This window comes from Flavobacterium psychrotolerans, from assembly GCF_003097635.1.
Classification (GTDB): domain Bacteria; phylum Bacteroidota; class Bacteroidia; order Flavobacteriales; family Flavobacteriaceae; genus Flavobacterium; species Flavobacterium psychrotolerans.
Genome location: NZ_QCZI01000016.1, coordinates 62,354 through 76,030 on the forward strand (window position 1 = coordinate 62,354; position 13,677 = coordinate 76,030).

General features: G+C 37.1%; 6 protein-coding genes. 4 read left to right on the top strand and 2 right to left on the bottom strand.

The genetic code is table 11. The features are described 5' to 3' along the window. Positions 1–9 precede the first annotated feature (9 nt). From DB895_RS11910 to DB895_RS11920, 3 genes are read left to right on the top strand one after another with little or no spacing between them, the layout of a single operon-like run. Positions 10–564 carry a CopD family protein gene (locus DB895_RS11910; RefSeq protein ID WP_116725599.1) on the top strand — a complete coding sequence of 185 codons (555 nt, stop codon included), beginning with the start codon at positions 10–12 and terminating at the stop codon, positions 562–564. 60 nt (positions 565–624) lie between these two features. Next, positions 625–2,040 carry an ATP-binding protein gene (locus tag DB895_RS11915; RefSeq protein ID WP_116725600.1) on the top strand — a complete coding sequence of 472 codons (1,416 nt, stop codon included), beginning with the start codon at positions 625–627 and terminating at the stop codon, positions 2,038–2,040. 10 nt (positions 2,041–2,050) lie between these two features. After that, positions 2,051–2,833, top strand: a complete 783-nt coding sequence (locus tag DB895_RS11920) for an enoyl-CoA hydratase/isomerase family protein (RefSeq protein ID WP_116725593.1) — start codon at positions 2,051–2,053, stop codon at positions 2,831–2,833. 90 nt (positions 2,834–2,923) lie between these two features. Here the strand turns inward: DB895_RS11920 and DB895_RS11925 are convergent, their stop codons facing one another. Then, positions 2,924–3,577 (bottom strand): HD domain-containing protein, encoded by a 654-nt coding sequence (locus DB895_RS11925; RefSeq protein ID WP_116725594.1) that lies wholly within the window; start codon positions 3,575–3,577, stop codon positions 2,924–2,926. 98 nt (positions 3,578–3,675) lie between these two features. Continuing rightward, positions 3,676–10,860: a T9SS sorting signal type C domain-containing protein gene (locus tag DB895_RS11930; RefSeq protein ID WP_166426971.1), complete on the bottom strand. Its 7,185-nt coding sequence runs from the start codon at positions 10,858–10,860 to the stop codon at positions 3,676–3,678. A gap of 954 nt (positions 10,861–11,814) precedes the next feature. On the opposite strand from DB895_RS11930, the gene DB895_RS11935 reads away from it, so the two are divergent. Continuing rightward, complete coding sequence (locus tag DB895_RS11935) at positions 11,815–13,560, top strand: T9SS sorting signal type C domain-containing protein (RefSeq protein WP_116725596.1); 1,746 nt, start codon at positions 11,815–11,817, stop codon at positions 13,558–13,560. Positions 13,561–13,677 lie beyond the last annotated feature (117 nt).

Here is a 13,677-nt window from a genome sequence, read left to right on the forward strand (position 1 = left end):
AAAATGCTGATGGAACAGTATAACTATCTCAAATCATTACATTTAATCTTTGTTATCACTTGGTTCGCTGGGTTATTTTATATCGTTCGCCTGTTTGTGTATCAAATCGAGGCCAACGAAAAACCATCACCGGAAAAGGAAATTTTGCAGAAACAATACAAAATAATGACCTATCGTTTGTGGTATATCATCACTTGGCCATCTGCGATTTTGGCAAGCATTTTTGCTTTTTGGATGCTATTTTTTACTGATTTAGGCAAAGTTTGGTTGCAAATGCCTTGGATGCACGTAAAATTAGGATTTGTTTTTCTTTTGTATTTGTATCATGGCAAATGCCATCAAATGTATTTGCAACTACAAAAAGACGACGTGAAACAAACTTCTAATTTTATGCGATTGTGGAATGAAGGTGCGACGATAATTTTATTTGCTGTTGTTTTTTTGGTCATATTAAAAAATGCTGTCAACTGGATTTATGGGGTTGTTGGCATACTATTGTTTTCGGTTTTAATTATGCTTGGATTCAAATTTTACAAAAAAATTCGGGAACGTAATAAATCCTAAATTATGCCCATGAAATTCAAAATGTCAATGCTTTCTCTTCGAATCAGGATTTTCCTTTCCATGATTGTATTGATTTTGATTGCCTCCGTTTTAATGGCTTCCATTTCTATTATTCAGTTTAAAAACGAGGCTAAAGAATACCATCAGGAACGTTTGGAACGCAAAGAAACCGCGATAAAAGAGCACATCAATTATGTGCTTTCCACTACGACTTATCCCTTAACGTCAAATAATTTACCTTTTATTTTTAAAGATAAAATTCATGAACTGGCACAGATTCACAATCTGGAAATCAATATTTATAGCCTCAACGGGAAATTGCTAAAATCATCAAAGGCTTCCTTTTCCATAGATAGCGTTTCACCCCCCATCCCGAAATACATTCTCAAATTGGTACAATCTTCCATTGAAAAAAGATACGTTGACATTAAAAATATTGATGGCGTAAAAAACCGTTCTTCTTACAGCCAAATTAAGGATGAAAAATTCAAACCGCTGGGAATTTTAAATTTACCATATGTTGAAGATGATGGTTTTTATGAAAAAGAACTGCAAAACTTCCTCATTCATTTAGGTCAGGTGTATTCTTTCATGCTCGTGATTGCATTTGCCTTGGCCTATTTCCTTTCTACTTATATAACAAAATCCTTAAAAACCATTTCTGACAAATTAAACGAAACGAGTTTAAATCAGAAAAACGAAAAAATTGTGCTGGAAGCGAACAGCAAAGAAATTAATTTACTAATTAAAGCCTATAATGGCATGGTGGATAAATTGGAAGAAAGTGCTTTAAAATTAGCCCAAAGTGAAAGGGAGGAAGCGTGGCGGGAAATGGCAAAGCAGGTGGCTCATGAAATTAAAAATCCGTTGACGCCGATGCGATTGACGGTACAAAGTTTTCAAAGAAAATTTGATGCTAATGATCCTGAATTAAAACAAAAAATCAAAGACTATTCGGAAACTTTAATCCAACAAATAGATACGATGAGTTCTGTCGCTTCAGCTTTCTCAAATTTTGCGTCCATGCCAGCACAGCAAAACGAAACCTTGAATGTGGTGGAGGTAGTGGAATTGGCTTTAGACATTTTTAATGAGGATTATCTTGTATTTGAAAGTCCGGAACAAGAAATTATTTCAAAAATGGATCGAACACAATTGATTCGAATTATTACCAATTTAGTTAAAAACGCCATCCAGTCAATCCCCGAAGATCAAGAAAATAAATCCGTAGTCGTTTCCGTAAAAAGAGAAATCAATGACGTGTTAATTCTCGTTAGGGACAATGGCATTGGCATTGAAGAACATAATATTGGTAGGATTTTTGAACCTAAGTTCACCACAAAAAACAGCGGGATGGGATTGGGTCTTGGAATTATCAAAAACATCATCGAAAACTACAAGGGAACAATTACATTTAAAACCGAATTTGGAAAAGGGACTGTTTTTACCGTTTCGCTTCCCATAATTAACTCCTAAATCAAGAAAAATGAATTACGAAAACATAATAATTACTGCCGAGAACAACATCGTTACGATTACCATAAATCGCCCCACAAAATTAAATGCTTTGAATAAAAAGACCATTCAGGAATTGCATGATGCTTTTGATTTCATTGAAAAAGATTCTGATATTCGGGCAATCGTATTAACGGGAAGTGGGGGAAAAGCTTTTGTAGCAGGGGCTGACATTGCCGAATTTTCTGACTTCTCCATAACAGAAGGAACGCAGCTGGCTCAAAAAGGTCAGGAATTGCTGTTTGATTTTATCGAAAATTTAAAGACTCCGATTATTGCAGCAGTCAATGGCTTTGCTCTTGGTGGCGGACTGGAATTGGCGATGGCGTGCCATTTTAGAATTGCTTCCGACAATGCTAAAATGGGCTTGCCGGAAGTTTCTCTTGGTGTCATTCCTGGCTATGGTGGAACGCAACGATTGCCTCAGCTTATTGGGAAAGGGCGTGCCATGGAAATGATTCTAACTGCCGGAATGATTCCTGCTGACGAAGCCTATAGAGCTGGCTTGGTTAATCATGTAGTTCCTCAAGCGGAACTTCTGGATTTCTGTTACGGAATTGCCCAAAGAATTGTAAAAAATTCTCCATTGGCCATTGGCCAGGCCATAAAAGCAGTAAATGCTAATTTTAAACCCGGAATTGACGGTTTTAAGGTTGAAATAGAATCCTTTGGTAATTGTTTTGGCACCGTAGACTTTAAGGAAGGAACAACAGCATTTTTAGAAAAACGGAAAGCAGACTTTAAAGGAAAATAAAAAGTTAAAAATCGAAACAGCATTCGCAGTTTAAGAAAAAAATTATAAATTACTTTTCAAGTAAATCACATTTATTACCACAACTGAACACTAACTTTCGCCTTCCCATTCTGCATAAAACTGGCTCAAAAAGGTTTCCATGTAAAGGTGTCTTTGAAGCGCAATTTGTTTGCCCGTTACAGTATTCATTTTGTCTTTTAGGAGCAATAGCTTTTCATAAAAGTGATTCAAGGTTGGCGCCTCCGAATTTTTATACTCTTCTTTGCTCATACGGAGATTTGGAGAAATGGAAGGATTATACAAAGGCCTGTTTTTAAACCCCCCATAATTGAATGCTCTTGCAATTCCTATGGCACCTATAGCGTCAAGCCTATCTGCATCCTGAACAATATCCAATTCAATGGAATGAAATTTCTTTTCAAAATTACCTCCTTTATATGAAATATTTTCGATGATATTAACCACATGATTAATTATGTCCTCAGATACATTCTCGGAAACCAAAAATTCCCGTGCAATTTTTGGACCAATTGTTTCGTCTCCATTATTAAATTTACTATCCGCAATATCATGAAGTAAAGCTCCCAGTTTTACAACATATAAATCACAAACCTCATTTTTTGAAATTGCGTTTGCATTATTATAAACCCGTTCAATGTGAAACCAATCATGGCCACCTTCAGAATTCTTTAATTTTTGTTTTACGAAAACAATAGTTTTACTTATTAAATCGGAAGTATTCATGTTATTTTTTTCTTGGCGCAAAGATATTATTTTAAAAAACAAAAAATCCGTATTGCTACGGATTTTAAAACTAGTTCAAAAGCATAAAAACGAAATCGTTAATTCATTATTTTCTGTGAAACTGACTTGCCATTTTCTAAAACAATTTTGACAATATAAATTCCACTGGAATAATTAAAATCTGAAATGATTTTTTTGCTCAAATTTTTATTGTTGAAAGTAGAAACTGTTCTACCCGAAATATCATAAACCATAACTTTACTTATATTTTCATCGCTGGAAATATTTAGCTTCTGATTTTTAATGTAAGCAATTGCATTATTATTTTCAAAGTCATTTAAACCTAAACTAACGTTTTGATACACCAATTTAAATCTGTTGTTATCTTCATTAGTTGTCATTATAAAAGTATAAGGAGACTCTTGAAGATTATGATACACATTTAAATCCGTATCGTGTAAATAAATTGGTGATAGTTCATCGGCAAAGATTCCTTCCTTTTTATTCAATTTCAGAGTTAATGATTTTGGCTCAAAACTATTCTTCTTAACACCTAGAACTACCTCATCTGTAAGAACAAATGGTGACCTTCCGTTTATTTGTAATTTATTATCTCCAACAAAAGAATATAATTGTGTAGAACTTGTACTATTATTGACAGCATCATACAATCGGTCCATTTCATTCGTAGCTCCATTTATATAGCTTACTAAAATTTCACTATCTACACTTTTTTCATCGGTTAGACTTAACCAATAGCGATTAACAATATTGTCTTTAGCCATTCTGTAAAATTGCGTATTAGCAGTCGTTGAACGCATGTAATCTTTAAAAACTACAGTTCCAGGAGTTAGAACCCTTACAAAAAACCCTTGCCCAGAAGGTATTTGACCGTTTGGTGTAATACCGTTTTTAGCAATAGATCCTGAGGCATTCCATACTGCATAATCAGCTTCTTGATACAATCCTGATCCCGGATATTGTGTTGCCGATGTCCAGAAATACAAAGATCCATTCAAACCAGTATTATTGGCATCATTCACAAAACTTAAACCATCAACGGCACAAGGATACGGATTAGCCAGTAATTCAGCATTGTTATAGTTGGTAGTTGAAGCATCCTCTTTTGTTACTGGAATTGAGACAATACCATTATTGGCAGTACCGTTTATTTGCCAACTTGTGGAATATCCCGATGTACCGTCATTCCATGGAGCTATATTGCCCACTCTAAGAATGTATCCTTTACCCACCATCATATCTGCCGAAGTTAGTGCTCTCCAGCCTCCACCCGCACCTGCTTGTCTCCAATATCCGATATCAAATGGTGATGGTTTAGTACTAAACATGTTTTGAACAATTGGGGTACCCCAATATTCGTAATCCCATTTTCTTTTTATTCCTGTGGTTTTAAGGTGTTCTATATAAGCAATTGCTGGTTTTTCGTCGCATCGTTGTACAAAATTCCCTGTGTTTTTTACAATAATTTTTCCTGTACCGTTAGTCGTTACTGTATTTAAAGCTTCAATATAGTTCCCTTCTTCTATGGTAACAACAATACCGGTATTGACAGTCATATCATTACAGGTAAAACTACCGTTTGAAGTGGAGTAATTGGTACTCATCAACACATCATTTTTATTGGTTGGCGCCGTACTTGTAAACCAACTCGGGTTAACAAATTTTTCCCAACCTGTTCCTGTCCATCTTTTTAAACCATCAGATGCACCAATGGTCACTTTAGATATATAAAACAAATCAGTTCCTGGCAAACTATTCTTAGAACTGCTTCCTGTACCTGACGAGGGAGCATCATTATGGTCCGGATTTAGTACTAAAAGAGCATCAGTCACTTTGTTTTGGTTGATATCTCTATGAAAGATAATATCAGCGACATTAAACCCTGCATCTCCCGGACATTTCCCCTGTGTCCCCACCCATGCTAGCATAGCAACAGCCACTTTATAAGGGCCCGAACAAAAGGGACATAAAACTGGATGCACCGGGTTATTTATTGTACTGACAACACCCACCACCGGATCCGTGTAATCTTTAAATTTTGTGATTGTGGCACCAAGACTCGTGTTATAAGCTGCATCTGCAATAGTTCCAAAAGCAACTACCGCAGGAGACGAAGATTGGTTAGTCATAAAGAAAGGCGTGTTACCGTTATTACTTAACGTTGAGTTTAGCAACGAAAATTTTCCATTAACTTCAGGGGTGAAAAGCGCCCCGGCTGGTGGCAAAGGAAAATCGGTAGCAACTGGGTTAGGGTCAGTCGCTTTATACACATAATTCCAACTGCTGCAACCGCAAAGTTTGTGAGTTCCCTTTGTAAAAACTTTTATTTCTGTTCCCACTTTAAAATCCAATCCCGGATTTTGAATGTCAAAATCAAAATTAGTACTGTTAGAACTTGATAAAGCTCCATCCATATTAAACACCCTATTTAATCCCGCAATAGGATTGCCATTTATATCATTAACTAATACACCCATATAGGACTCGAAAATTCCACTGGTATTAGTTGCTGTTGGAGCAAAATTTCCGTCATTCGCATCTCGTTCACCAACTGGAGTAGCGACTAAAATACTAAATGACGCTTTATAGTTGCTTCCCGAATTGTTTCTTGTTATTGTAGTACCATCATTCAATTTAGCGGTATAATAAAATTCTATGTAATAAACACCATTTGAGCTAGTGGTTGTCCATAGTGTAGCTAATGTTGCTTGTTCAAATTTAGAAATACCTGCATCACCACATATAGTACCGGCAGCTTCTGTTAAGCTCATAGTTGAAAAACCTGGTACAGCACCACCGTTTTTATAGATTCGGTACATCAACTTGGTATCAACAGCAGTAACAGGACTTGTTCCATCTAAAGTCAGTACCATAGCTCCAATTTTTAAAACTTTCCCTGGAATGATACTTCCCAAATCTTTTCCATTCCAATAACCGCTTTCTATAGTTAATGCGGTGTTACAATTATCATAGCCTGCACCCGTATGGTTGGTAACCGTAGTTCCGTTATCAAAATAAACGACATCAGAAAACATTCCTGGCAACCTTACCACATCAAAATTTGCTTTATAATTTGAACCACAGTTATTTATGTATACTGCACCACCAGCACCTAGTTGATCCCCCGTTCTATCAACATAAATCTCTATTGTATAATTTCCTGTAGATGATGGAGAAGTAATATTAAACAATGGATTTCTCCATATTTTATCTTGATTGTTCGAATTAACATCTACTCCATCAGCCGCACACTCCCCAGCATAATTCATGTTTACCGTTGTGTATGGAGTAGCTCCTGGTCCTGCACTCGTCAAGTAGATTCTATAATTCAGGTGAGGCGTATTTCCATTCTGAATTCCTTTAGTAATCAAATAACTCCCTAGTTTTAGTTGTAATCCTGGATTTGTAGTCCCGAGGTACTTTCCAGTAAAATTTGCGGTACCTACGGTTTCGCTAAGTGCAGTTGAACAGGCCACGTTTGGAACCGAATTGTCTTCCATATAGTATTTTTCATCTGCGTTGGAACCGTTTTTGAAATAAATTCTGTCGGAATAAAAACTAGAGGAAACGGAAACTGTACCTGTAGTAAACGAAACATTTGATCCATAAACAGTACCCCCACCATCAATAGCATAGGCTCTCACGTAGTAGGTTGTGTTTGGACTTAAAGCCAGAGTAGGAGCCGTAAAACTTCCGGTAGTACCAGAAACAATCACTTTAGTGTTTGATGTTGTAGGATTGGTAGAGGTATTATAAACTACTCCACGTTCTGTTATGGTTCCACCTCCACTAACAGTACCTCCAGCATCTGCACCACGACAACCTAACCCAGATATTGCGGCGGTAGTTATGCTCAAAGGTGCTATTACGCTTGCCATTACAGAATTGGAATAATAAGACCATCCTTCAGAATAATAAGCATAGTAATAATTTGTATTGGCAGCAAGGCCAGTATCAGTATAGGAGGTACCATTATTGTTGTAAATTACTAAATCTCCCCCAATAGTACTACTACCTGCTGTATACGACACTCCATCTGTTGGCTGTGTGAATACCGCATCAGTAGAACGGACAATCATAACATTATATGCTGTTGCAACACCTGCTCTATCACCAGTCCATCTTGTCCATGCTAAATTGTTAGTTGTTGAAGTTGCATAAACCGCAGTTTGTGATGTTGGTGAGGATAAAGCCGTAAAAGTAGTCTGTGCACCGTATGTCGTACCTAAACTATTGGTGGCATAGGCTCTAATATAATAAAGAGTTCCAGCCGTTAAGCCCGTTAGATTATCGGTATATGTTCCAGTTGAAGTACCTGTGGTTACATTAGTTACACCACCACCTCCTATAGCCGGAGTTGTCGTTGTTGCATAAACAATACCCCGAGCCGTCAAAGCCAAACCACCATCAGAAGTTACATTTCCACCTGATCTGGCAGTTGTAACACCTATCAAATCAGCTGCGGTAGTTGTTGCCAATACTGGGGCGGTTGTAACAGGAAAGGCGTTTGCTGTTGCTGAATTGGAATAGTAAGACCATCCTTCAGAATAAAAAGCATAATAATAAGTTATACCACCTGTTAAACCTGTATCAGTAAAAGATGTTCCGCTATTATTGTAGATTACCGTATCAGCCCCAATAGCGTTTCCTACCGTGTAAGCTACCCCGTTGGTTGGCTGTGTAAATATAGCATCCGCAGAACGAACCACCATAACATTATATGGAGTGGCACTGCCCGATCTATCACCAGTCCATTTTGTCCAAGCTAGATTAATAGATGTTGGACTTGCTGAAACCGCTGTTTGTGCTGTTGGAGGAGATAAAGCCGCAAAAGTGGTTTGAGTACCATATGAAGTACCTGCACTATTTATAGCATACGATCTTACATAATACAAAGTTCCTGGCGTTAAAGCTCCAGTAGTAGTATTATAAGTACCTATCCCTGTGCCGTTTGTAACTTTTGTATTTGCGGTTGTAGGTGTTGTTGTAGTTGCATAAACAATACCTCGCTCTGTAACTGCAGCTCCGCCATCTGAACTGATGGTACTCGCTATTGAGGCCGTTGTAGCCCCGACTTTATTAGCGTCTATTGTGGTCGCAGATACTACCGGTACAACTACACTCGTAGTGAAGGAAATTTCAGTTCCATAAGATGTGCCAATTGCATTTATAGCATAAGAACGAACGTAGTACGTTGTTCCATAACTTAATCCAGTCATGTTTGCTACAAAAGCTCCCGTTGTCCCCGCAACTATTACTTTTGTATCTGCGGTTGTTGGCACTGTTGATGTTTTATAAACAATCCCTCTTTCCGTAACTGTCGAATTTCCATCGGAAGTAACATTACCACCTGAAGTTGCGGTTGTACCTGTAATTAAACTTGCGGCATCAGTTGTAGTTAATGTTGGCGCAGCAACAATGTTAAAAGTGGCGGTATAAGGACTTCCTGAAGTACCCATATTAATAGTTGCTCCATTAGTCGCTTCATGGTAAACCTCAAAATTATAGGTGCCAACTACGTTATAAGTTGCGGCCGCAATTGTAATATTTAATGCCGCAGCCTCATATTTAGAACCACCGCCACATGCAGCAGTAGTAGTAGTTAAATTAGCACTCGTATATGCAGGCGCACCAGAACCTTGTTTGTAAACTCTATAATATAATTTTGGAGAACTTGCACCTGTTGTTCCAACCATATTTGCTCCAGAAATAACTAAAGTACCACTTGTTTGCATCGAACCTAAATTTGCGGCCACCCAAGTTACAGAACCGCCATCACATGCATCTTGTGCATTAGTATACCTCCACGTATTTCCTCCTCCATTAAAATTCACACTCAATTTAGCCCCAGTAACAACGCCTGATGGCGCAGCACTTATTGTAGTTGCAGCATTAGAATAATAAGACCATCCTTCTGAATATAATGCATAATAATAGGCAACACCTGTAGTCAAACCTGTATCAGTATATGTAGTTCCGCCACTATTATAAACAACCAAGTCACCTCCAAGTGTACTAACACCTGCCGTATAAGGCGTACCGTCTGTAGGTGCTATAAAGACGGCATCTGTAGAACGCACAATCATTACATTGTAAGGTACACTTGCACCCGCCCTATCACCCGTCCATCTTGTCCATGCCAAATTAAGCGAGGTCGTACTCGCAGAAACAACTGAATGACCCGTTGGAGGCATTAATGCCGTAAACGTTGTTTGGGTACCATACGAAGTACCTATGCTGTTTATAGCATAAGATCTTACATAATATAAAGTTCCGGGAGTCAACCCTGACATTGAAGTATTATAAGTACCTGTTCCTGTACCATTTGTAACTTTCGTATTACCAGTTGTTGGCGTTGTTGTCGTTGCGTAAACAATCCCTCTTTCCGTAACAGCTGAGCCTCCATCAGAACTTACTGTGCTTGCGATTGAGGCTGTTGTAGCGCCAATTTTATTAGCATCAAAAGTTGTGGCAGATAAAACCGGAGCCGTTGGAGCCGCGGTAACAGTATAAGAATAATTAGAACCCCCATTGTTATTTTGGTTTACTGTATAAAAATCGGTGTTAGAACCATCCGCAGCAACATTAGCCGTTCCAGATGTGAAAACATAGTAGTAAACTACAGTTCCTGTTGTATTTGTTCCGGACGGAACATTTGCAGTATAACTGGTTCCACTCCCCGTCATCTTAACAACCGTTGAAGTAGAAAAATTACTAGCTGTAGAATACCTCAAATAAGAATCTTGACCTGTCGGCAAACTCGCAGAAAGTGTAGCCGTAATTATCGAAGCCACCCCATTAGTTCCCCCTGGATTACTCACAGCAGAAACAGTAATTGGAGTTGCACTAAATTCAAAAATCACAAATTTTCGTGAAGGAGCAGAACTCGCATCTGCATATTTTATATAATATCTATTATTTGTACTCGATACATTAAGAAAATATGCACCTGAGGTCGTACAACTATTCACTGCCGTATAGGTAGTACCTGCCGTCACCCCAAGATCAGAGCCATTACTTAGTTGCGCAATTGTCCCTCCCCAATCTACACAAACCCTCCAATACCTATTTCCAGTGGCGCTTGGTGTTAAAAGTGGAGATATACGGCTCGTGCCCACACTGGCAGAAAAATCGACCATTCCAGAGTTCGAATTGCACGCTCCTCCCCAGCCTCCGCCAAAACCGTCTCCAATCATCTTATTTTGTCCATAAGAGATCGTTCCAATTAAAACGGAAAATAAAACCATTATAACAAAATGCATTCTGCAAAAATTTGTCGCTAAAATTGTTTTTAAAGTAAAGTTCCTCATATGTGTTCGGTTTAAAAATAGAAAATGGAATGGCAAATAAAAACAGTTAAATAATACAACCCCCTAAAAATGACTCTTGAGAACAAATCCCCTGAGCAACCGTTTTCAGAAAAAAGAGCGTCATTTTTTTTGGTTAAGCCAAAAAAGTAATATCTTTTTTACGAAGTTAGCGAATTTTAGGACTCAAATATAACATTTACTTTGATAAATTTTAACACAAAATCAGTTTCACCTCAGCGCAAACGTTTTCGTGTTGATAAGTTACTAAAAATCACAACTATATTAAACATATCCTCATTAAAAACCCATCGAAAACACACTTTATAAATGTTTTAAAATTAAAGGCATTGTTTTGAAAAAGAAGCATTTAAGAGAAATTCATTATGACTTTAATATTAAAATCAACCGAGTTTCATTTATTCACTGCAAAAGACAACCTAAACGTACACGAAGCATTTTAAAATACTGATTGAAATAGAGATATCTATTAACCAATATTCCATGAATACATTTTCATTATGAACAATAAAAATCCGGCATCTAAAGATGGTTTTAATTGAATTATTCACAATAAAAAACTCTATTTCAATCACTATTTAATAAAATTCACAAAATGAATCATCTAGGACAACCAAAATCCCTTCATTTCTGATTTATATCATTTCCATAAACTACCTACTAGGCAGTTAATCAATTTTAAATTCTTGCCTAAAGCTATAAAAAGCCAGATTGTTTAAAGTCTAATAAATTAATAAAGAAAAAAATTCCAACAAATCAAAATGTAAAATTGTTTATAGAAGAATTCTTAAAATTATAAGGAAATGATTTTTTTTTAAGCAATTTGAATATAACGCATATCTTTGCCAAATAACATTTTTTGTCTTTAACCCAGAAATAAAAAATACCATGACACAATTATTACTTTTAAAAAACAAAACTAAGCATGCCTTCTTTCCACTATTATACATACTTTTTCTTGCCCCTACTCTTTTAGCTCAATCCAATTCTTTTAACGGAGCTACGGATTCAAACTGGGGTACTGCCACAAATTGGTCATTAGGAATTATACCCACCGCCACACATGATGTGACCGTAACTGGGGGTAAAAATGTTTTTATCGACATAGCCTTTGCAACCTGCAATTCGTTGACCGTCACTGACGGAAATTTATCAATAAGCGGAAATTTAAACGTGGTTGGTACAACCGCCATTACAATAGCTGAGGGCAGCACATTAACCCTTGAAAACAACGCAAGTTTAATTCAGTCAGGATATGAGGGGGCCAACATTGGAAACATAAATGTTATTCGAAATACAACCCCCATCATTTTGGACGATTATACCTATTGGTCATCCCCAACAACAGGAACTCAAACATTAGCTGACTTTTCTCCACTAACGCAAAGAGACAAGATTTTTACATACAATAATGCTTGGATTTCTGCCAATGCAAATACCGAAACATTCACAAAAGGGATTGGCTGTATCTTTCGTTCACCTGAAAATATTAGCACAACTGTTCCAACAATTTCACCATACCTTTTTACTGGGACTCCAAACAATGGAGATGTAGATGTTTCAGTTGTATTGGGATCCAATCCAGAATCATTGCGTTTAGTAGGAAACCCTTATCCTTCAGCAATGGACGCAGATACTTTTATCCTTGACAATCTTATCGGAATAGGCTCAATTAACCAAACCATTACAGGGACTTTAGCTTTTTGGACTCACAATCACACCCTTTCGGGCAACAGTTACTCTGCATCAGACTATGCGAAATACAATCTTTCCGGTCAAATCGCCGTGCCTTTTGGAACAGGAAATACCAGTGCCCCTTCGGGATATATCGCTTCAGGGCAGGGTTTTTTTGTTGAGGTTATCGCAAACGGAAATGTGAGCTTTAGAAATTACATGAGGCTCGATTCGGGCAATACTAATTTTTACCGAACCAACCCAAGGAATACTTCACGGGCAGTATTGGAGAAACATAGAGTCTGGTTGAACCTAACAAACGCAACAACAAATGTCAGTCAGACTTTAGTAGGCTATATCCAATCGGCCACCAATGGTGTAGATCCAGGCTTCGACAGTTTATTGGCAGGCACTGAAAAATTTGTTTTATATAGCCTCATCAACTCACAACCATTTGCGCTTCAGGGCAGGGCATTACCATTTAAAGATATAGACATCGTTCCTCTAGGATATAAAATAGATCTTGCGGGAAATGCGACAATTACCCTTGACCACGTAGACGGATTGTTTTTAAACGGCCAGAAAATTTTTCTGGAAGATCAATTATTAAAAGTTACCCATGATTTAAAATTGGCACCTTATACTTTTTCTACTGGGGCAGGAACGTTTAATAATCGTTTCCTATTGCGTTATTTAAATACACCTCTAGGATTGGAAAACTTCAAAGATTTATCTCAAACGGTCGCTATTACATCTACAGAACAAGAAATTACAATAAAATCACAATTAGATTCCATTGAGCAGGTTGCCATTTTTGATGTATTGGGAAGATTGATTTTTGAAAATAAAAAAATAAATAAGCATGAGATTGTTGTTTCTGGTCTAAACAAAGGACAATCTTTAATTATAAAAATACATTTGACAAATGGACAAATTGTATCTAAAAAAATAATGCATTAGAAATCCACCATAAAAGCAAAAAAATCCTGTTTTGATAATTTAGACTGAACCCAAAAGTTTGGACAAATTTATAATTAATTTTGATAATAATGGGCACGATATTGTATCGGGCTCATT